Annotated in this window: 16 protein-coding genes and 1 pseudogene; 12 read left to right on the plus strand and 5 right to left on the minus strand. The window is 63.5% G+C overall.

Annotated features, from left to right (window positions below; translation table 11 throughout):
• Positions 1-123 precede the first annotated feature (123 nt).
• Entirely contained in the window at positions 124-933 is an 810-nt protein-coding gene (locus P3R82_RS28060; protein ID WP_283196126.1) for a hypothetical protein, read from the minus strand.
• Positions 934-1,084: 151 nt separating this feature from the next.
• Between P3R82_RS28060 and P3R82_RS28065 the strand changes: the two genes are divergently transcribed.
• Positions 1,085-1,633 (plus strand): glutathione peroxidase, encoded by a 549-nt coding sequence (locus tag P3R82_RS28065; RefSeq protein WP_283196127.1) that lies wholly within the window; start codon positions 1,085-1,087, stop codon positions 1,631-1,633.
• Positions 1,634-1,689: 56 nt separating this feature from the next.
• On the opposite strand, the gene P3R82_RS28070 is transcribed toward P3R82_RS28065, so the two are convergent.
• Together P3R82_RS28070 and P3R82_RS28075 are read right to left on the minus strand one after the other, a co-directional pair.
• Complete coding sequence (locus P3R82_RS28070; protein ID WP_283196128.1) at positions 1,690-2,451, minus strand: TerC family protein; 762 nt, start codon at positions 2,449-2,451, stop codon at positions 1,690-1,692.
• A 131-nt stretch (positions 2,452-2,582) separates the two neighbouring features.
• Positions 2,583-3,254: a TetR/AcrR family transcriptional regulator gene (locus tag P3R82_RS28075; RefSeq protein ID WP_183902012.1), complete on the minus strand. Its 672-nt coding sequence runs from the start codon at positions 3,252-3,254 to the stop codon at positions 2,583-2,585.
• A gap of 154 nt (positions 3,255-3,408) precedes the next feature.
• On the opposite strand from P3R82_RS28075, the gene P3R82_RS28080 reads away from it, so the two are divergent.
• The 7 genes from P3R82_RS28080 to P3R82_RS28110 all read left to right on the plus strand — a co-directional run bounded on the left by P3R82_RS28080 (position 3,409) and on the right by P3R82_RS28110 (position 12,389).
• Positions 3,409-4,599, plus strand: a complete 1,191-nt coding sequence (locus P3R82_RS28080) for an HlyD family secretion protein (protein WP_283196129.1) — start codon at positions 3,409-3,411, stop codon at positions 4,597-4,599.
• Between the two features lie 50 nt (positions 4,600-4,649).
• Positions 4,650-6,242, plus strand: a complete 1,593-nt coding sequence (locus P3R82_RS28085; protein WP_283196130.1) for a DHA2 family efflux MFS transporter permease subunit — start codon at positions 4,650-4,652, stop codon at positions 6,240-6,242.
• A 115-nt stretch (positions 6,243-6,357) separates the two neighbouring features.
• The gene (locus P3R82_RS28090; RefSeq protein WP_283196131.1) at positions 6,358-7,359 is read left to right on the plus strand and encodes an alpha/beta hydrolase; all 1,002 of its coding nucleotides are present in this window, start codon (positions 6,358-6,360) and stop codon (positions 7,357-7,359) included.
• Positions 7,360-7,440: 81 nt separating this feature from the next.
• Complete coding sequence (locus P3R82_RS28095) at positions 7,441-8,466, plus strand: LacI family DNA-binding transcriptional regulator (protein ID WP_283196132.1); 1,026 nt, start codon at positions 7,441-7,443, stop codon at positions 8,464-8,466.
• A gap of 18 nt (positions 8,467-8,484) precedes the next feature.
• Complete coding sequence (gene xylB, locus P3R82_RS28100; protein WP_283196133.1) at positions 8,485-9,939, plus strand: xylulokinase; 1,455 nt, start codon at positions 8,485-8,487, stop codon at positions 9,937-9,939.
• A 203-nt stretch (positions 9,940-10,142) separates the two neighbouring features.
• Positions 10,143-11,453 (plus strand): xylose isomerase, encoded by a 1,311-nt coding sequence (xylA, locus tag P3R82_RS28105; protein ID WP_283196134.1) that lies wholly within the window; start codon positions 10,143-10,145, stop codon positions 11,451-11,453.
• A gap of 153 nt (positions 11,454-11,606) precedes the next feature.
• Positions 11,607-12,389 (plus strand): TIM barrel protein, encoded by a 783-nt coding sequence (locus P3R82_RS28110; RefSeq protein ID WP_283196135.1) that lies wholly within the window; start codon positions 11,607-11,609, stop codon positions 12,387-12,389.
• Positions 12,390-12,459: 70 nt separating this feature from the next.
• Here the strand turns inward: P3R82_RS28110 and P3R82_RS28115 are convergent, their stop codons facing one another.
• Positions 12,460-13,491: a LacI family DNA-binding transcriptional regulator gene (locus tag P3R82_RS28115; protein WP_283196136.1), complete on the minus strand. Its 1,032-nt coding sequence runs from the start codon at positions 13,489-13,491 to the stop codon at positions 12,460-12,462.
• Between the two features lie 167 nt (positions 13,492-13,658).
• Here P3R82_RS28115 and P3R82_RS28120 point away from each other — a divergent pair, with 167 nt between their 5' ends.
• The 3 genes and pseudogenes from P3R82_RS28120 (at position 13,659) to P3R82_RS28130 (ending at position 17,288) form a co-directional block, all read left to right on the plus strand.
• Entirely contained in the window at positions 13,659-15,182 is a 1,524-nt protein-coding gene (locus tag P3R82_RS28120; protein WP_283196137.1) for a sugar ABC transporter ATP-binding protein, read from the plus strand.
• An 80-nt stretch (positions 15,183-15,262) separates the two neighbouring features.
• A pseudogene (locus tag P3R82_RS28125) lies at positions 15,263-16,263 on the plus strand (ABC transporter permease).
• Between the two features lie 77 nt (positions 16,264-16,340).
• On the plus strand, positions 16,341-17,288 hold the full coding sequence (locus P3R82_RS28130; protein ID WP_283196138.1) for a substrate-binding domain-containing protein: 948 nt from the start codon (positions 16,341-16,343) through the stop codon (positions 17,286-17,288).
• 43 nt (positions 17,289-17,331) lie between these two features.
• Here the strand turns inward: P3R82_RS28130 and P3R82_RS28135 are convergent, their stop codons facing one another.
• Positions 17,332-19,128: an adenylate/guanylate cyclase domain-containing protein gene (locus P3R82_RS28135; protein WP_283196139.1), complete on the minus strand. Its 1,797-nt coding sequence runs from the start codon at positions 19,126-19,128 to the stop codon at positions 17,332-17,334.
• 268 nt (positions 19,129-19,396) lie between these two features.
• On the opposite strand from P3R82_RS28135, the gene P3R82_RS28140 reads away from it, so the two are divergent.
• The gene (locus tag P3R82_RS28140) at positions 19,397-20,449 is read left to right on the plus strand and encodes a sugar phosphate isomerase/epimerase (protein ID WP_283196140.1); all 1,053 of its coding nucleotides are present in this window, start codon (positions 19,397-19,399) and stop codon (positions 20,447-20,449) included.
• Positions 20,450-20,484 lie beyond the last annotated feature (35 nt).

Below are 20,484 nucleotides of genomic sequence, written 5' to 3' on the forward strand. Positions count from 1 at the left end.
GGCGTCGTCAGGCGGAGCCGGGTGTGAAAACGAAATAGTACGCCGTGGCGATGACGACGGCCGTGATGAATATGATGGCGACGAACCGCGTCATGCCGCGGCGGGCTTTGTTTCCTGTGCTCTTCATACCGACCAAACCGATCGAGCGCCGATATGGTTCCGCATTCGGTTTTCGTCAGCGCTGGATTTCCGCCAGGCCCGGCGCAGCGGCAGGTCGGAAATCTGGATGAGGCCGTTGAAGGGAATGTCCATGTCGAGCACCAGATATATCGAGGCCGAGATCAGGAAGGCGGCGATGATGAACATCGAGACGACGATGATGTTTTTCGGCGCGCGGTAGCCGAAGCTCGCGAAAATCAGGATCAGCCATGTCACCAGCATGGAGATCAGCGGCCGGGGGATGACGCCTTCCGACTGCTCGACGAGGACCCAGCGTTGCTCGACGAGCCGCTGATATTGCTGGCGCGCATTGTCGAGCAACGCGATGTGGCCGGGATCGTCGGGGGCGAGAAGCGCCAGGCTGTTTCCCACCTCGTTCAGGGCGAATTCGGCGGCCGGGTCGCCCTTGACCAGCGGGTCGCTGGATGGCGGAACGTTGCCCAGTGCTATTTCGACATAGGTGGAAAGGCGCTGCTTGGTCTCGTTGGCCTCCAGCCCGTAGGTTCGAAGCGTCTGGTCGAAGAGGATGATCTGGGTGGAGAAGGCGTGGACGTTGCTGTCGATGCCCTCGAAGGTGTTCTTCGCCGAGTTGATCATCAGGCTGAAGACCAGCGAGGTCATGACGACGAAGATGTTGGCCACCAGCCGCACGACGGCATTGGTCTCTTCCTGCCGGTGATGGCTCGGCAGCCTGTGATAGCTGAGCATGGTGCCGATCGAGGCGGCGATCAGGCAGGCGCAGATGACGGCCGCCACAAACACTTCCCGAGACATGCCCGATCCTCCCGCCCGATCCCCCAGATGGCGTCCGCGCTGTAGACTTAGACTAGATGGTTTGGGCGATTTTGCCAGCGGGCGATTTTCCGCGCTGGACAAACGGTCGCGCGGGTATAGCTTCCGCGTCGGTATTTCATGTTGGAGATCGATGATGACCGATATCTTGAGCGTGCCGGTAAAGCTCGCCGATGGACGCGAGACCACGCTGAACGAATACAAGGGCAAGGTCGTGCTTGTCGTCAACGTCGCCTCGAAATGCGGGCTGACGGCGCAGTACGAGGGGCTGGAGAAGCTCTACGAGGACAAGCGCGAGCGCGGCTTGGTGATCGCCGCCTTTCCGGCCAACAACTTCAAGGGCCAGGAGCCGGGCACCGACGCCGAGATCGTCGAGTTCTGCACGCTGACCTATGACGTGAAGTTCCCGATCTTCTCGAAGATCTCGGTCAAGGGCGAGGACCAGCATCCGCTCTACAAGATGCTGACGGGCACCGGCCTGCCGACGACGGGCGAGGGCCCGATGCGCGAGAAGCTGGTCGATCGCGGTCTTGCCGCAGCGGACGACAAGGGCGTGCTGTGGAACTTCGAGAAGTTCCTGATCGGCCGCGACGGCAAGGTCGTCGCGCGTTTCGCACCCGACGTGACCGCCGACGACCAGCGGCTGGTGCTGGCGATCGACAAGGAACTGGCGGCCGGCTGATTGGCAGGCAGCGGATATGAAAAGGGCGCGGCCAGCAGGTCGCGCCCTTTTGCTTGTCAGTGCAAGGTCTCTTTCGTGGCTTCGCGCTTTCGCTTCTTGGCGTTGCGCGCCAGCATGTTGAGCACCTCGACCAGCGCCGAGAAGGCCATGGCGGCGTAGACGTAGCCCTTGGGAACCTCGAAACCCATGCCCTGGGCGATCAGCGTCGTGCCGATCATCATCAGGAAGCCGAGCGCCAGCATGACGATGGTCGGGTTCTTCTCGATGAAGTTGGCAAGCGGGGTCGCGGCCACCAGCATGACGGTCACGGCGGCGACGACGGCGATCACCATGATCGACAGATAAGGGGTCATGCCGACGGCGGTGATGATGCTGTCGACGGAGAAGACGAGGTCGAGCACCAGGATCTGGCCGATCGCGGCGGCAAAGGTCGTCGTCCCCGCGTTGGCGGCGGCATCGTTTGCCTGTTCGGCGGGATCGACCGTGTGGTGGATTTCCTTGGTCGCCTTCCACAGGAGGAAGAGACCGCCGGCAATCAGGATCATGTCCTTCCACGAGAAGCTCTGGCCGAAGACTTCGAAGACGGGCGCCGTCAGCTTGACGATCCAGGCAACGGTGCCAAGCAGCGCCAGGCGCATGATCAGCGCGAGGCCGATGCCGATCTTGCGAGCCTTCTCGCGCGATTCGGGTGGCAGCTTGTTGGTGAGAATGGAAATGAAGATGAGATTGTCGATCCCGAGAACCACTTCCATCACCACCAGGGTGACAAGGGCCACCCAGGCGGCCGGGTCCTGCACGAGCATCATGATTTCTTGCATCTATATATCCCTTTGCGCCCCATTAGCGGTCGCTCGAATTTAATCGCGCTTCGTGGCTTGGCAAGCGCGCAAGGGAGTATACGAAAGTCGGCGGACATTTATTCCGCAGTCAAGATCCCGCCATATGCATGTCAGCGATCGTTGGCGACCCCGTAGGTCGCCATGAACATGCGCACGGCGCCATTGATGACGCGTTCGGCCTCCTGTTTCGATGGCGGCTTTTCCATGCTGCCGAACAGGCGGAACTTGAAGAAACTGCCGCTCGAGAGATCGAGAAACTGGGCGGCTGCCAGATCGATGTCCGAAATATCGAGCTTGCCGGCCTCGACATAGCGCACGAGATAGTCGCGCAGGATGGTGCGCAGGTTCTCCGGGCCATTGAAGAAGCGCTGACAGAGCGCCGGCATGCGATCACGCACGCCAAGCACCGTGCGCATGGCGTTGATGACCTTCTCGTCGGTCAGGTGGGCGATGAAATCCATGCCGAAATCATGCAGGCCGGCTTCCACGTCCTCGCGTTCGGCAAGGGTGGTGCGCATCGCGGCAACGAAGGCGGCGCGTTCGCTTTCGATCATCGCGGCGAACAGCTCTTCCTTGTTGGCGAAGTATACGTAGAGCGTTCCCTTCGAAACGCCGGCCTCGCGCGTGATGTCGTTCATGCTGGCGGCATCGAAGCCGTATTTCATGAACGCGCGCCGGGCGCCGTCGAGAATTTGCTTGCGCTTGGCGGGATCTTCACCCGCCGCCCATCTGCCTCCCGCGGATGTCGATTCCTCCATGGATACGTCGGAAAAGTCTGTCATAGCTCCTTAACCATATTCGCATGTGCGAATGTTTCGTTAACAAAATCGAACCGGGTGGTTCGATACATCTTGATATGAACGTTAAAAGGTTCTATGTCAACTAAACCGAACCGTTCAGTTCGATCTGTTTTACTCGATTTACCGGTATTCTCTCATGTCGTCTAGCCAGAACGCCAATGTCGCCCGCATTGTCAGCAAGCCCGCTGATGGCGAGGCTCAGGAAGCAGCCGTGACCACGGCCGAAGCGCCGCGTACGCCGCAGACGGCGGCCCCTGTGGAGACGGCGCCCGAGCAGAAGAAAAAGAAGCGCAGCCCCGTGCTTCCGATCCTCGGGCTCGTGCTTCTCGCTGGCGCCGCCTATTACGGCTATCAGTGGTTCACGGTCGGCCGCTTCATGGTTTCGACCGACGACGCCTATATCGAGGGCGACATCGCAACGATTTCGCCGAAGGTCACGGGCTACGTCGCCAAGGTGAATGTCGTCGCCAACCAGCAGGTCAAGGCGGGTGATATCCTGGCGACACTCGACGATGGCGACTACAAGCTGGCGCTCGAGCAGGCGCAGGCCTCGCTCGACACCGAGAAGCTGTCGCTGCAGCGCATCGACGCGCAGATCGCCGGCGGCGAGGCGAGCCTCGACCAGGCCAAGGCGCAGAAGGTCGCTCTGGATGCCACGCTGCGCGGTGCGCAGATCACCCAGACTCGCGCCAGCGAACTGCAGGCGAAGTCGGTCGGCACCACCGCCTCGCTCGATACCGCCAATATCGCGCTCGATCAGGCGCGCGCCAATCTGGTCGGCGGCAATGCCGCCATCGCGTCGGCCGAAGCCAACGTAACGCTGCTCCATGCGCAGCGCCGCGAAGCCGAAGGCACGATCCGCCAGCTCGAGCTTGCCCGGGACAAGGCCGCCCGCGACCTGTCGTTCACGGTGCTGAAGGCGCCTTATGACGGTGTCGTCGGCAACCGCTCGGTTCAGGAAGGCGACCTGGTCTCGCCCGGCCAGCGCCTGATGGCGCTCGTGCCGATCCGCGAACTCTATATCGACGCGAACTTCAAGGAAACGCAGATCCAGCAGCTGGTTCCGGGTTCGAAGGTCGATGTCCGCGTCGATGCCTATGGCGATGATCCGATCGTCGGCACCGTCGAGTCGATCTCGCCGGCATCGGGCTCGGTGTTCTCGCTGCTGCCGCCGGAGAACGCGACGGGCAACTTCACCAAGATCATCCAGCGCGTGCCGGTGCGTATCGCCCTGCCGCAGGAAGCGCTCGACACGGGCCGTCTGCGCGCGGGCCTGAGCGTGGTTGTCGACGTCGATACGCGCACGGCGCCGGATGCCGCCAAGTAACGCGCTTCGCGCTGGACCTGGCCCATAATATCGTCTGACGAGGTAGGCCGATGGCCGCGAGCACAACAGCAGGATCGATGCCGGCCACGCCGGCTGCCGATACCATGGACCCCCGCAAGCTCATCGCGTTTTTCGCGATGGTCGTGGGGATGTTCATGTCCATCCTGGATATTCAGATCGTGTCGGCGTCGCTGGCCGAAATCCAGGCCGGCCTCAGCGCCGGCACGGATGAAATCGGCTGGGTGCAGACGTCCTATCTGATCGCGGAAGTCATCATGATTCCGCTCTCCGGTACCTTGGCGCGCATCATCTCGACGCGCTACCTCTTCGCCTTCTCGGCGGCGGGCTTCACCGCGGCCAGCGCATTGTGCGCCACCGCGACGAATATCGACCAGATGATCGTCTATCGCGCGATCCAGGGCTTTATCGGCGGCGGCATGATCCCGTCGGTGTTCGCCGCCGCCTTCACGATCTTCCCGCCATCCAAGCGCAGCATCGTATCGCCGATCATCGGCCTGATCGCAACGCTGGCGCCGACCATCGGCCCGACGGTCGGCGGCTATCTCAGCGATGCCTTCTCCTGGCACTGGCTGTTCCTCGTCAACATCATTCCCGGCATCATCGTGACGATCGTGGCCTGGAACTTCATCGACTTCGACAAGCCGGAATTCTCGCTGTTCAAGAAGTTCGACTGGTGGGGTCTGGTGTCGATGGGCGTCTTCCTCGGCGCGCTGGAATACGTGCTCGAAGAGGGCAATTCGAACGACTGGTTCAACGACCGCAACATCGTTCTCGGCGCGATAGCATCGGCCATCGGCTGCGTGGTCTTCTTCTACCGCGCCTTCAAGGTGGACTTCCCCGTCGTCGATCTCAGGGCCTTCAGCAACCGAAACTTCGCGGTCGGCTCGCTGTTTTCCTTCGTCATGGGTATCGGGCTTTACGGCCTGACCTACATCTACCCTCTCTATCTCGGACGCATCCGCGGCTACGATTCGCTGATGATCGGCGAAACGATGTTCGTTTCGGGTCTCGCGATGTTTTTGACAGCGCCGATCGCCGGCAAGCTGTCGGCGAAGATGGACCTGCGGCTGATGATGGTGCTCGGCTTCGCGAGCTTCGCGGCCGGCACCTGGATCATGACCGGCGTAACCACCGACTGGGATTTCTACGAGCTCCTGATCCCCCAGATCCTGCGCGGCTTCGGCCTGATGATGTGCATGGTGCCGATCAACAACATCGCGCTCGGCACCATGTCGCCGGCGCGTATCCGCGGCGCGTCCGGCCTGTTCAACCTGACGCGTAACCTCGGCGGCGCCGTCGGTCTCGCCGTCATCAATACCGTGCTGACCAATCGTCAGGACGTGCACTACCAGCGCATCCGCGAGGGCCTGGACTGGGGCAACCCGATGGCGCTCGACCAGATGAAGTCGATGACCTCGAACTACGATGCCTACGGCATGGACGGCGCCACCATCGCGATCAAGCAGATGGTCGGGCTGGTGACGAAGCAGGCGATGGTGATGTCGTTCAGCGATATTTTCGTCATCCTCACCGGCCTTTTCGTGGCGATGCTGCTCGGCATCGTGCTGATCGACAAGCCGGTGCCGCCGCAAGGCGGTGGCGGAGGTGGCGGCGGCCACTGACGACTCACGACAGCCCTGACGAATTCTGGCTTGACAAATTCTGGCGCCGGCTTGGGAAACCAAGGCCGGCGTTTTCGCGTATAGGCGATGATATCACCGGGATCGACCGCGCTTCATGTTCAAAGCCTCCAGCAGAGCCCTTGCACTCCTCGCCCTCATCCTGTCCGTCGGCGTGAACCATGTGTTCGCCGCCGGTCCGTCCGCTGACGAGACGCGCATCGATGTCGGCGGCTACAGGATGAACAGCCTCTATCTCAAGGCGCGGCGGCCTGATCTGCCGCCGATCGTGTTCATCCACGGCGCCAGCGCCAATCTGCACGATTCTGTATTTTCGTTTCGCGACCTGTTGGAGGGGCGTGCCGATCTTCTGTTCGTCGATCGTCCGGGCCACGGGCGTTCGGATCGCGGCGATCAGGAGAACGCATTTCCCGACGGGCAGGCCGATGCCATCGCCGCGGTCATGACGAAACGCGGTATCAGGAAGGCGATCATCGTCAGTCATTCCTTCGGGGGCGCGGTGGCGGCGAGCTTCGCGCTCAGGCATCCTGATCGGGTGCTCGGCCTCGTTTTCCTGTCGCCCGCCGTCTACCCGTGGCCGGGTGGTATCGCCTGGTATTACGATGCCGCGAAGGTGCCGGTGACAGGCGCGCTGTTCAGCGCCATCGTCGTGCCGCCGGTGGGGCTCGCGATGATCGACAGCGCGACGCGCTCGGTTTTCGCGCCCAATCCTCGGCCGCCCGGCTATATCAGGGAGGCGCGGGCGCTGCAGGCTCTCGGGCCGAAGGCTTTCCGCGATAACGCCATCGATGTCGCCAATCTGCTGGAATGGACGAAACGCAATTCGCCGCGCTATGGCCGCATCCGCGCGCCGACGGTGATCATTTCGGGCGATACCGACAGCGTCGTCTCGCCTGACATCCACGCACGCCATCTTGCTCGCGCCATCAGGGGCGCCCGGCTGCTGATGATCCGTAATATGGGTCACAAGTCGGATTACGTGGCGCGGGATGTGGCCGTGGCGGCGATCGAAAGCGTCGCCGGCAGGCCGCGCGACCTGAAGCGCGCGGCAGCCAGGCTCGAAGCCGAGATCGCCAACGATCACGAAAAGTATCCGTGATTTCAATATACGGAATGCGTCGCTGAAAAATCTGATTTACGTACATCAGAAATGACGCTAAAGGTCTCGTCAGGAGGAGCGATGAGACCTACGGTTCACGATATTGCCGCGGCCGCGGGCGTCAGCCTTGCGACTGTCGATCGGGTGCTGAACCAGCGCCCGGGCGTCCGGCACGTAACGCGGGAGAAGGTCGAAGCCGCCATTCGCGAGATCGGTTATGTGCGCGATGTCGCCGCCGCCAATCTCGCGAAGGGGCGGACCTATTCGTTCGTGTTCATCGTTCCCGCCAGCGACAATTCCTTCATGCACGGGCTGAACGCCGAGGTGATGGCCGCCGTCGCGCGCTCGCCGGTGGAGCGCACCGATATCCGCACCGTCGAAGTTCCCGCCTTCGATCCGGCGGCCCTTGCCGCGGCACTCGATACGCTACGCGCCGAGCGGCCAGCCGGCGTGGCGCTGGTCGCGACCGATGCGCCCGAGGTGCGCGATGCGGTCGACAGGCTGGTGCAGGACGGCATTCCCGTCGTCACCGTCGTGTCCGATCTCACCGGCTCGCTGCGTCATCACTATGCCGGCGTCGACAATATCGCGGCCGGCCGCACGGCGGCGCGACTTCTCGGCCGATTTCTCGGCGGAGCCAAAGGGGATGTCGCGGTTCTCGCCGGCTCCATGCTGGTGCGCGACCATCGCGAGCGGCTGGAAGGCTTTTCCGCGGTGATGGCCGACGAGTTTCCCGATCTTTCCATCCTGCCGGTCATCGAAGGTCGCGACGACCCCGATATGGCGCATATGCTGGTTTCGGACGCGTTGTCGAAGCGCGACGGCATCACCGGCGTCTACAGCCTCGGCGCCGGCAATCGCGGCCTTATCCGGGCGCTGAAGGAGAAATCCGTCGACCGCGCTCTGACCGTCGTCGCCCATGAGCTGACTGATCATACGCGCGCGGCCCTTCTCGACGGTACGATCGACGCAATCTTGAACCAGGATGCGGGCCACGAGGTGCGCAGCGCCATCCGCGTGTTGAAGGCGAAGGCCGACGGGCTCTCGGTCATCGACGCGCAGGAGCGCATCCGTCTCGATATCTTTCTGAAAGACAATCTGCCGTAAGGGCAAAGGGAGAAACACATGTATCTGGGTCTCGATCTCGGAACCTCCGGCGTCAAAGCCATGCTGATCGATGGTGATCAGAAGATTGTCGGCTCGGCCAATGGTTCGCTCGACGTGTCACGTCCGCACCATGGATGGTCGGAGCAGGAGCCGTCGCACTGGGTGCGCGCCACCGAGGAAGCCGTCGCCGGGCTGAAGGCGAAGCATCCGAAGGAACTTGCCGCCGTCAAGGGCATCGGCCTTTCCGGCCAGATGCACGGCGCGACGCTGCTCGATGCCGACGACAAGGTGCTGCGCCCCTGCATTCTCTGGAACGACACGCGCAGCTACATCGAGGCGGCGGCGCTCGATGCCGATCCGAAGTTCCGCAAGATCACAGGCAACATCGTGTTTCCCGGCTTCACCGCGCCGAAGCTCGCCTGGGTCGCCAAGCACGAGCCGGAGATTTTCGCCAAGGTCGCCAAGGTGCTGCTCCCCAAGGACTATCTGCGCCTGTGGCTGACCGGCGAGCACATTTCCGAAATGTCGGATTCGGCCGGTACGTCCTGGCTCGATACCGGCAAGCGCAAGTGGTCGCCTGAGTTGCTCGCCGCCACCGGTCTCGATGAAAAGCACATGCCAACCCTGGTCGAAGGCACGGAAGAGGGCGGCAAGCTGCGCGGCGAACTCGCCTCGCAGTGGGGCATCACCGGTTCCGTCGTCGTTGCCGGCGGGGCGGGCGACAATGCGGCGTCGGCCTGCGGCATGGGCACGGTCAGCCATGGCGCAGCCTTCGTCTCGCTCGGCACCTCGGGCGTGCTCTTCGCCGCCAACGGTTCCTATCTGCCCAAGCCGGAAAGCGCCGTTCATGCCTTCTGCCACGCGCTGCCCAACACCTGGCACCAGATGGGCGTCATCCTGTCCGCCACCGACGCGCTGAACTGGCATTCGCATGTAACGGGCAAGTCGGCGGCGGAACTGACCGCCGAACTCGGCGAAACGCTGAAGGCGCCGTCGGGCGTGACCTTCCTTCCCTACCTCTCCGGCGAGCGCACGCCGCACAACGACGCCGTCATCCGTGGCGCCTTCATCGGGCTCGAGCATGAGAGCAGCCGCGTGGTGCTGACCCAGGCGGTGCTCGAAGGCGTGTCCTTCGCGATCCGCGACAATCTCGAGGCGCTGCGCTCGGCCGGCACCGATATTTCCCGCGTCACCGCCATCGGCGGCGGCTCGCGCTCGCGCTACTGGCTAGCCTCGATCGCCACCGCGCTCGGCGTTCCCGTCGACCTGCCCGCCGACGGCGACTTCGGCGCCGCCTTCGGTGCGGCCCGCCTCGGCCTGATCGCGGCCACGGGCGCCGACCCGGTCGCGGTGTGCACGCCGCCCGAGACGGATGGGACGATCGAGCCTGATGCGGCGCTGAGCGGGGCGTATGAGGAGGCTTATGGTCGGTATCGTGCGCTTTATCCGGCGATCAAGGCGTTGGCGCATTGAGGCTAGTCTAAGTTTGCACTGAGGTCGGAGCCCCCTCATCCGACCCTTCGGGCCACCTTCTCCCCGCTGGGGAGAAGGGAGGTTAGCGCAAGGGGCCGCCTCGAGTCTCTTCTCCCCAACGGGGAGAAGGTGCCGGCAGGCGGATGAGGGGGCCAAGCGGAATAACGGACACTTTTTAAACCACACCCAAGGAGGAGTACCCCATGAGCACCGGATTTTTCGGCGATATCCAGAAGATCAAGTATGAAGGCCCGGACAGCACCAATCCGCTGGCCTTCCGCCATTACCAGCCGGACGAGATCGTTCTCGGCAAGCGGATGGAAGACCATCTGCGTTTCGCGGTCGCCTACTGGCACACCTTCACATGGCCGGGCGGCGATCCCTTCGGTGGGCAGACGTTCCTGCGCCCTTGGTTCGAGGACACGATGAAGGCCGCGAAACTCAAGGCCGACGTGGCCTTCGAGTTCTTCTCGCTGCTCGGCGCGCCCTACTATTGCTTCCACGACGCCGACGTGCGCCCCGAGGGCAAGAACTTCGCCGAGAACACCAGGAACCTCAACGAGATCGTAGACTACTTCGCCGAGAAGCAGGCCGCCACCGGCACCAAGCTGCTCTGGGGCACGGCGAACCTCTTCTCCAACCGCCGCTTCATGTCGGGTGCCGCGACCAATCCCGATCCCGATGTCTTCGCCTTCTCGGCCGCGACCGTGAAGACCTGCATGGACGCGACGATGAAGCTCGGCGGCGAGAACTACGTTCTGTGGGGCGGCCGCGAAGGCTATGAGACGCTGCTCAACACCGACCTCAAGCGCGAGCTCGACCAGATGGGCCGCTTCCTCAACCTCGTGGTCGAGTACAAGCACAAGATCGGCTTCAAGGGCCAGATCCTGATCGAGCCGAAGCCGCAGGAACCGACCAAGCACCAGTACGACTACGACGTCGCGACGGTCTACGGCTTCCTGAAGAAGAACGGCCTCGAAAACGAAGTGAAGCTCAACATCGAGCAGGGCCACGCGATCCTCGCCGGCCACTCCTTCGAGCACGAGCTGGCGCTCGCCAACGCGCTCGGCATCTTCGGCTCGATCGACATGAACCGCAACGACTACCAGTCCGGCTGGGATACCGACCAGTTCCCGAACAACGTTCCCGAGATGGCGCTCGCCTATTACCAGGTTCTGGCTGGCGGCGGCTTCACCTCTGGCGGCACCAACTTCGACGCCAAGCTGCGCCGCCAGTCGCTCGATCCGGCAGACCTGCTGATCGGCCACATCGGCGGCATGGATTGCTGCGCCCGTGGCCTGAAGGCTGCCGCCAAAATGATCGAGGACAAGGCGCTGTCGCAGCCGCTCGCCAACCGCTATGCCGGTTGGGATTCGGCCGAAAGCCAGAAGATGCTGCGCGGCGAATACTCGCTGGAGCAGATCACGGCCCGCGTCGAGAGCCAGGACATCAACCCGCAGCCGAAGTCCGGCCAGCAGGAACTTCTCGAAAACGTCGTCAACCGCTACGTCTGATCGGTAGCGGATTGCCGAGACAAAAAGGCCGGGGAGCGCTCGCTTCCCGGCTTTTTCAATTGCGCCGATATGGCGTCGGGTCGCATTGCCGTCATCGGCGATCTCGGCTCTATTGTCGGCATCGAATCCGCACTGATGATCGGGAGGATCACCATGAGCTCACCTTTCCAACTCGCCGCCTGCGCCGAAATGATCTGGCGCGACAGACCGATCGAATGGCGCGCCTCCAGGCTGAACGAGTTGGGCTTCGGTGTCGGGCTGTGGAACTGGCCGGAGCATGATCTCGGCAAGCTCGAGGCGACGGGTGCCACTTTCACCATCATGAACGGCTATCTCACTGGCCGGCTGACGGATGACGAGGGGGCGGCGGAGCTCTTGAAGACGGCGCGCGAGACAGCGAAAGTCGGCAAGCGGCTCGGCGTGCAGCGCCTCAATCTGCACGGAACCGGGCTTGGCGAAGGCGGCCTGCCAGTGCAGCCGATCGAGGTCGTGACCGGTAATATGTGGCTGAAGGCGCGCGACACACTGGCCCGCATCGTCGACATGGCGGAGGAAGAAGACGTGGTCTTCACGCTGGAGAACCTCAACCTTCAGGTCGATCACCCGGGCGTCCCCTTCGGTCGCGCGGAGGACACGCTGGCGCTGGTCTCGAGCATCGATCACCCGCGCCTGCGGCTCAATCTCGACCTCTACCACGCGCAGATCGGCGAGGGGAACCTGATCGAACTCTGCCGCAGGAGCCTGCCATGGATCGGCGAGATCCAGGTCGCCGACGTTCCCGGCCGCATGGAGCCCGGGACCGGCGAGGTCAACTGGAAGGGCATCGCGCGGGCCTTGAAAGCGATGGGCTATGCCGGGCCTGTCGGCATGGAGGCTTTTGCCTCTGGCGATCCCGAGGCGGCGCTTGTGGCGTTTCGCGAGGCGTTTACGGTTTAGCGGCGGCCTTTGCCTGTTGATCGGTGTGCGCCAGCTTCTTGGCGCGCGTGACGACGCCGGGTGCCTTCCGCTAGCGCTTCGACCACTGCTTCGACGGCGCCGACACCGAGTTGCGCACCACCAGGTCCGGCTGCAGCAGGATCTCGGTTTCCGCCGGATGGCCGTCGCCGAGAAACTCCAGCAGTAGGGCCATGGCCTGCTTGCCGATGGCGGTGCGCGGCTGGCGCACGGTCGTCAGCGGCGGCGACATGAAGACGGCCTGGGGGACGTCGTCGAAGCCGGTGACGGAGAAGTCGCGGGGGATGTCGTAGCCGCGGGCGTTGAGCCCGATCATCACGCCGATCGCCGTCTGGTCGTTGACGCACATGAAGGCTGTCGGCAGCGTGTCGCGCATGAAGAGCTGCTCGACGGCGTGGCGGCCGCTTTCGAGCGTGCCGTCGCCTTCCAGAATGATGCGCTGACCCGTCGCCACGCCGGCCGCGTCCAGCCCCTCGTCATAGCCCCGGCGGCGCCTGGAATAGGCAAGGCGTGTCTTGCTGTCGCCGATGAAGGCGATCTTTCGGTGGCCTTCCGCCAAGAGCAGGTCGACCGCCTTGCGCGCGCCCTCGATATCGTCGACGCCGACATAGGGAATGCCGCCGTTGAAGACCGGCTCGAAGACGCCGACGCTGGGCGGGAGCCTGGCCGTCATCGTCTGGTGGCCGAAGGGCAGGATACCGGTGAAGAGAATCAATCCTGCCGCTTGGTTTGAATTCAGGAATTTGAGATATTCGAGGCCGCGCTGGGCGTCGTTCTGCGTATGGCCGATGAGAATGCCGTAGCCATGGGCGCGGGCCTCGTTCTCCAGGCCGATCAGAATGTTGGAAAAATTGGGGTCGCCTATGTCGGGAGCCACGACCAGGATCATGTTGGAACGGCCGAGACGCAGGCTGCGGGCCATGGCGTTCGTCGTGTATCCTGTTATCGCGATCGCCTGGTTCACCTTCAGCCGCGTCGAGTTCGCGACCTTCTCCGGCGTATGGATCGCCCGCGACACTGTCGCGATCGAAACCTCGGCGATCCGGGCGACATCCTCGATGGTTGCGGGCGTGGAATTCGACACTGCGTCCTGCCTTGGGGCTCAATTGGCGGCGACACTACACAGACTGCGGCATACGTCAAAGGGCGAAGCCAGGAGAACTTCGTGATACAATGATGTAAACCTTTACATCGCACATGTAAAGGTTTACACAAGGGTCAAGCGGGTGGGAGTCCGCAGGGGAGGACATCATGAGTTTGGAGACTGTCGAGGCGGCGCCGGTGGTGTTGTCCGCCCGGCGCATATGCAAATCCTTCAGCGGGGTGCAGGTCCTCTTCAGCGTCAATTTCGAGCTGCGCGCCGGCGAAATCCATGCGCTGATGGGCGAAAACGGCGCGGGAAAGTCGACGCTCGTCAAGGTGATGTCCGGCTTCGAGCAGCCGACGTCGGGCGAAATCATTCTCGACGGCCAGCCGATCGTGCTGCCTCCGAACGGGGCGGCCGAAGCGCTGGGCATCGTCATCATTCACCAGGAATTCAATCTCGCCGACCATCTGACCGTCGCCGAGAGCCTGTTTCTCGGCCGCGAGGTTACGCGCTTCGGCGTGCTCGATCGCAAGTTCATGCGTTCGGAAACCCGCAAGGCGCTCGATCTGCTCGGCTCGCATGTCGATGAGAACGCGCTGATCAGCACGCTTTCGATCGCCGACAAGCAGATGGTGGAGATCGCCAAGGCGATCAGCCGCGACGCGCGCGTGGTGTTCATGGACGAGCCGACGGCGGTGCTGTCGCGCGAGGAGACCAATTTCCTGTTCAAGCAGGTGCGCAAGCTGCGCGACAAGGGCACCAGCTTCGTCTTCGTCTCGCACAAGCTCGACGAGGTCATGGAGCTGACCGACCGGGTCACGGTGCTGCGCGACGGGCAGTGGGTGAAGACGGCGCCGACGGCGATGCTCGACGGCGAATCGATCGCGCAGCTGATGGTCGGACGCGAGCTTTCCAGCCTCTATCCGACCAAGAACGAGCCTGACGTCGACGAGGAGATCGTGCTGAAGGTCGAGGGTATCTCGACCGGCTATGTGCACGATGCCAGCTTCGAGGTGCGCAAGGGCGAGATTATCGGCTTTTCCGGCATGATTGGCTCCGGCCGCACGGAACTTATGGAGGCGATCGCCGGCCTGCGCGGCCGCGCTTCCGGCGAAGTCGTCATCCGCGGCGAGAGCATCCCGTCGGGCGACGTGCATGCGGCCAATCGTGCCGGCCTTGCCTACATGACCAAGGATCGCAAGCACAAGGGCCTGCTGCTCGGCTCCAACATGCTGGCGAACCTGACGCTGCAATCGCTGGGCCAGCATTCGCGGCACGGCTATCTCAGCCCTAGCAGCGAGGCCAGGGCCCTGGCGAAAGCGCGGCGGCGCTTCGACATACGCGTGCGCGACACCAATATCGTGGCCGGGCGCATGTCCGGCGGCAACCAGCAGAAGCTGCTGCTCGCCAAGGTGATGGAGACCGACCCGGAGATCATCATCATCGACGAGCCGACGCGCGGCATCGATGTCGGCACCAAGCAGCAGATCTATCATTTCATCTCGGCGCTGGCGCGCGACGGGCGCTCGATCATCGTCGTCTCCTCGGAGATGCCCGAGGTGATCGGGCTCTGCACGCGGGTGGCGGTGATGCGCGAGGGGCGGATCGTCGGCGTGCTCGAGGGCGACGAGATCTCCGAGCAGGAGATCATGCGCTATGCCGCGGGCCTGAAGAAGAAGGCCGCGTAAGGCGGCCGCGAGAGACAACCGCCGTCAGGCGGAACAACGGACAGAATGCCGGCAGGCATGACGGGAGGATGGCTTTGGACATGAGTGTGAACGACGAGACCAGTCAGATCAGGCGGCGTTCCTGGCGGGATATCGATCTCAGGGCGGTCGCGCCGTTCGCGGCGCTTGCGCTGCTGCTTGTCGTCGGCGCGCTGGTCAATCCGAACTTCATCGGCATCACCAACCTCGCCAATGTCGCGACCCGCAGCGCCTTCATCGCCATCATCGCCGTCGGCGCCACCTTCGTCATCTCGTCGGGGGATCTCGACCTCTCCGTGGGGTCGATGGTCGCCTTCGTCGCCAGCCTGATGATCCTTTTGATGAACTCGGCCATCATCGCCGATCCCGCGCTGATGCTCGCCGTCGCCGTCGTCTTCACCATCGTCGCCGGTGCGCTCTGCGGGCTCGCGAACGGGCTGATCACCACGGTCGGAAAAATCGAGCCGTTCATCGCCACGCTCGGCACGATGGGCATCTATCGCGGCCTGACGACATGGCTCTCACAGGGCGGCGCGATCACGCTGCGCTCGGCCGAGCAGCAGTCGCTTTACCGCCCTGTCTATTTCGGTTCGATCGCGGGCGTGCCGGTGCCGATCATCGTCATCCTCGCGGTCACCGCGTCGCCGCCTTCATTCTCTATCGCACGCGCTATGGCCGCCATGTCGTGGCCGTCGGCTCGAACCGCGACGTGGCGCGCTATTCCGGTATCGCCGTCAACAAGGTGCGCACCATCGCCTTCGTCATCCAGGGGCTTTGCGTGGCGATCGCCGTGCTGCTCTACGTTCCGCGTCTCGGCTCGACGTCGGCGACGACGGGCATCCTGTGGGAACTGCAGGCGATCACCGCGGTCGTCGTCGGCGGCACGGCGCTGAAGGGTGGGGCGGGGCGCGTCTGGGGCACGATCTGCGGCGCCTTCATTCTCGAACTCGTCGGCAACATCATGCTGCTCTCGAATTTCATCTCGGAATATCTGATCGGCGCCATCCAGGGCTCGATCATCATCATCGCCATGCTCGTGCAGCGGTCGCTGGCGCGCAGGTAGCAAGGGATCGGCCGGGTCGGCGGGGCGCCCGGTCTCAAGGTTCGCAAGCCCTGGGGTTCAATGGGAGGAAGATAGACATGCGTAAGACAATGTTCAGTTTGGCGGTCGTCGCGGCGGCGCTGCTCGCCAGCGTCGCGCAGGCGGCGGACAAGAAAACCATCGGCGTTTCCATTCCGGCCGCCGACCACGGCTGGACCGCCGGCGTGGTGTTCCATGCCGAGCGCGTCGCCAAGCTCTTGAAGGCCGAATATCCGGATATCAACGTGATCGTAAAGACCTCGCCGGATGCCGCGAGCCAGGCGAACGCGGTGCAGGATCTGGCAACGCAGGGCATCGACGCGCTGGTCATCCTGCCGTCGGACCCCGATCCGCTGGTCAACGCGATCAAGGAAGTCAAGGCCAAGGGCACCTTCGTGACGCTGGTCGACCGCGCGCCAAGCACCAACGACGATTCCGTGCGCGATCTCTACGTCGCCGGCAACAATCCGGCGCTTGGCGAAGTCGCCGGCAAGTACATCAAGGAAACCACGCCCGACGCACAGGTCGTCGTCATCCGCGGCCTGCCGATCCCGATCGACCAGCAGCGTCAGGACGGCTTCGACAAGGGTATCGCCGGCTCCAACGTCAAGGTTCTCGACCGCCAGTTCGGCAACTGGAACCGCGACGACGCCTTCAAGGTGATGCAGGATTATCTGACCAAGTACCCGAAGATCGATGTGGTCTGGTGCCAGGACGACGACATGGCCGTCGGCGTGCTGCAGGCGATCGAGCAGGCCAAGCGCACCGACATCAAGTATGTCGTGGCCGGCGCCGGCTCCAAGGACATGGTCAAGAAGGTCATGGACGGCGACAAGATGATCCCGGTCGACGTTCTCTATCCGCCGGCGATGGTCGGTACCGCGATGGAACTGACGGCCGCGGCGCTCTACGACCAGGTCCCGGTTCGCGGCAACTACATCCTCGACGCCACGCTGGTGACGAAGGATAACGCCAAGGACTTCTACTTCCCGGATTCGCCGTTCTGATCCGATATCGCCAAGGGGCGCCCGTTCGCGAGAGCGGGCGTCCTCATCTTGATCGTGCCGGCAGACCCGCCTTGCCGAGGTCCGCGACGAAACGCTCGATGAAGGTTTCGCTCATCGCGGGCTTGAGGCCGAAGTAGAATTCACGCCTGGCATCATCAAGCGTCATGCCCGGCCGAAAATTGTAGAGCTCATCGATCGTCCGGCGCGCCTCCTCGATCTTGCCCTGCCGTCCCTGAATGGCCACCAGCGCCATCGCCGGCCAGAAGGTGACGTTCGGCGAGCGCATCGATGCGCGCGCGGCCTCGGCCGCCTCGTCGAGCCTGTCCATCTGGTAGTTGGCGAAGGCCATCATGCTGTGAAAGGTCCAGAGATGCGGATCGCGCGGACTGAGACGAAAGGCTTCCCGGATCTCGACCATCCCTTCTTCGGGGCGGTCGGCGTAACAAAGCGCCTGGCCAAGCGCGAAATGCGCCTGGGCAAAGCTGTGATCGAGTTTCGCGGCGTGGCGCAGATGCGCGATGCCGGCCTGTGTCGCGCCATCGAGGGCCAGGGCGCGACCGAGCGCCAGATGCGCGGCCGGCTCCTTCTCGTCGAGCGTGATCGCCCGTTCGGCAAGCTCGATCGCCTCGCATATGCGCCCCGAGCGCTCCTCAAGGGAGCCGTACCAGCCGAGCTGGATGTGGACGTAAGCGAGCCGCGCCTGCGCCTGCGCGAAGCTCGGATCGATGGAGATCGCCTGCTCGAACAGATGCTTGGCCATATTCAAGTCGTCGACCGTGAAGCGATAGAGATGCCAGAGGCCTTTCAGATAGATTTCCCAGGCCGTCATGTCGACGATCGAGCGGCCGCGAAGCGCCGCGAATTCGATGACGCTCAATTCGGGCTCGATCGTCCCCGTGATCTCGGAGGCGATCTCGTCCTGGAGGTCGAAGATATCGGCGAGCATCCGGTCGTAGCGTTCGGCCCAGAGCAGCGTGCCTTCGTTTCCATCCAGCAGTTGCGCGGTGATGCGGATGCGGGTGTCGGAGCGCCGGACGCTGCCTTCGAGCACATATTTGACGCCGAGATCCTCGGCGACGCGGCGGGCATCGACGGCGCGGCCCTTGAAGCTGAAAGAGGAATTGCGGGCGGCGACCAGCAGCCAGCGACAGCGCGCCAGGGTCGCGATCAGCTCGTCGGTGAAGCCGTCGGAAAAATGCTCCTGCCCCTCGATATTCGACATGTTGGCAAAAGGAAGCACCGCGATGGAAGGGCGCCTGCGCTGCGGCGGCCGGATTGGCGTCGCCGGGTCCTGGCCCTCGTCGTCGGGGCCGTCCGTTTCCCTTCCGGGCGGAAACCAGCGCCACACCCGCACCGGATGCTCGATGTTCTTCAGTTTGCGGTTGCCGAAGTCGGTGGCCTCGAAGTCGAGCGCCGCGCCGATCTGGTCGCGCACCTGTTGCGACAGGCAGATGCCGCCGGCCGGCGCCAATGCCTGCAGCCGCGCGGCGATGTTGACGCTCTCGCCGAAGATGTCGCCATCCTCGGTCAGGACGTCGCCGACATGGATGCCAATGCGCCAGATCATCCGGCGGTCGGGCTTCACCTCCCGGTTGAGCGCCAGAATGGCCTCCTGGATCTCCATCGCGCAACGCAACGCATCCACCACGCTGGAAAATTCCGCCAGCGTGCCGTCTCCGACGAATTTCACGACATGTCCGCGATACCTGTTTATGGCGGGAACAATGATCTCGGTGTTGTGGTGTTTCAGCGCGGCAAAGGTTCCCGCTTCATCGTGGCCCATCAGCCGGGAGAAGCCGACAACATCCGCATCCAAGATTGCCGCCAGCCGCCGCGTCATCGACCACCCTCCTGGTCGACCCAGAGTAGCACGCGGTGGCGGGAAGTCCACAAAGATGCGCCGGGAAGGGGCCGCGCGGGGCGCGGGCGCCAAGAAATGCGGTACGTACGTCTTGCGGGTGGGTGCCCGACATGGTTTAGTCGGCACCTCGAATTGATGTCCGTCGGGGCAGATTTGCATTCTCGCCAAAATCGGCTTGCAGAGTGCGAGATCAAGTGCTAGAACTGAACCAGAAACGTTTACGGTCATTATTCAGGGAGGAATTGACATGAAAACGATCAAGGGCCCAGGCTTGTTCCTCGGGCAGTTCGCGGGCGACGCCGCGCCTTTCAACTCGTGGGATGCAATCACCAAGTGGGCCGCCGACACCGGCTACAAGGGCGTGCAGGTTCCGACCTGGGCGGGCCAGCTGATCGACCTGAAGAAGGCCGCGTCTTCCAAGGACTATTGCGACGAGCTTGCCGGCGTGGCGCGCCAGAACGGCGTCGAGATCACCGAGCTTTCCACTCACCTGCAGGGCCAGCTGGTCGCCGTGCATCCCGCCTATGACGAGGCCTTCGACGGCTTTGCGGCACCCGAGGTGCGCGGCAATCCGAAGGCGCGCCAGGAATGGGCGGTCGAGCAGGTGAAGATGGCGCTGACGGCGTCGAAGCACCTCGGCATCAAGGCGCATGCGACCTTCTCCGGCGCGCTCGCCTGGCCGTTCATCTACCCCTGGCCGCAGCGCCCGGCCGGCCTCGTCGAGACCGCCTTCGACGAACTCGCCAAGCGCTGGACGCCGATCCTCGATCATGCCGACGAAAACGGCGTCGACATCGCCTATGAGATCCATCCCGGCGAGGACCTGCATGACGGCGTCACCTTCGAGATGTTCCTTGAGCGCGTGAAGAACCATCCGCGCGCCAACATGCTCTACGATCCCTCGCACTACGTGCTGCAGTGCCTGGATTACCTCGACAACATCGACATCTACAAAGACCGGATCAAGATGTTCCACGTCAAGGATGCCGAGTTCAACCCGACGGGCCGCCAGGGTGTCTATGGCGGTTACCAGGGCTGGGTCGAACGCGCCGGCCGCTTCCGCTCGCTCGGCGACGGCCAGGTCGATTTCGGGGCGGTGTTCTCGAAGATGACGGCCAACAATTTCGATGGCTGGGCCGTGGTCGAATGGGAATGCGCGCTGAAGCATCCGGAAGACGGCGCGCGCGAGGGTGCCGAGTTCGTCAAGGCGCATATCATCCGCGTGACGGAGAAGGCCTTCGACGACTTCGCCGGCAGCGGCACGGACCAGGCGGCCAACCGGCGGATGCTGGGGCTTTAATCAGCGAAGACCCCTCCCCAACCCCTCCCCCACAA

Origin of the sequence: Rhizobium sp. AN80A, from assembly GCF_030053015.1 — a bacterium.
Lineage (GTDB): Bacteria > Pseudomonadota > Alphaproteobacteria > Rhizobiales > Rhizobiaceae > Rhizobium > Rhizobium metallidurans.

Bases quoted from the DNA above. Each gene is read 5' to 3' on its own strand.
- P3R82_RS28110 (WP_283196135.1), top strand. From the start codon at position 11,607: ATGAGCTCACCTTTCCAACTCGCCGCCTGCGCCGAAATGATCTGGCGC.
- P3R82_RS28090 (WP_283196131.1), top strand. From the start codon at position 6,358: ATGTTCAAAGCCTCCAGCAGAGCCCTTGCACTCCTCGCCCTCATCCTG.
- P3R82_RS28065 (WP_283196127.1), top strand. From the start codon at position 1,085: ATGATGACCGATATCTTGAGCGTGCCGGTAAAGCTCGCCGATGGACGC.
- P3R82_RS28130 (WP_283196138.1), top strand. From the start codon at position 16,341: ATGCGTAAGACAATGTTCAGTTTGGCGGTCGTCGCGGCGGCGCTGCTC.
- P3R82_RS28060 (WP_283196126.1), bottom strand. From the start codon at position 933: ATGTCTCGGGAAGTGTTTGTGGCGGCCGTCATCTGCGCCTGCCTGATC.
- P3R82_RS28085 (WP_283196130.1), top strand. From the start codon at position 4,650: ATGGCCGCGAGCACAACAGCAGGATCGATGCCGGCCACGCCGGCTGCC.
- P3R82_RS28140 (WP_283196140.1), top strand. From the start codon at position 19,397: ATGAAAACGATCAAGGGCCCAGGCTTGTTCCTCGGGCAGTTCGCGGGC.
- xylA (WP_283196134.1), top strand. From the start codon at position 10,143: ATGAGCACCGGATTTTTCGGCGATATCCAGAAGATCAAGTATGAAGGC.
- P3R82_RS28080 (WP_283196129.1), top strand. From the start codon at position 3,409: ATGTCGTCTAGCCAGAACGCCAATGTCGCCCGCATTGTCAGCAAGCCC.
- xylB (WP_283196133.1), top strand. From the start codon at position 8,485: ATGTATCTGGGTCTCGATCTCGGAACCTCCGGCGTCAAAGCCATGCTG.
- P3R82_RS28075 (WP_183902012.1), bottom strand. From the start codon at position 3,254: ATGACAGACTTTTCCGACGTATCCATGGAGGAATCGACATCCGCGGGA.
- P3R82_RS28070 (WP_283196128.1), bottom strand. From the start codon at position 2,451: ATGCAAGAAATCATGATGCTCGTGCAGGACCCGGCCGCCTGGGTGGCC.
- P3R82_RS28135 (WP_283196139.1), bottom strand. From the start codon at position 19,128: ATGACGCGGCGGCTGGCGGCAATCTTGGATGCGGATGTTGTCGGCTTC.
- P3R82_RS28095 (WP_283196132.1), top strand. From the start codon at position 7,441: ATGAGACCTACGGTTCACGATATTGCCGCGGCCGCGGGCGTCAGCCTT.
- P3R82_RS28120 (WP_283196137.1), top strand. From the start codon at position 13,659: ATGAGTTTGGAGACTGTCGAGGCGGCGCCGGTGGTGTTGTCCGCCCGG.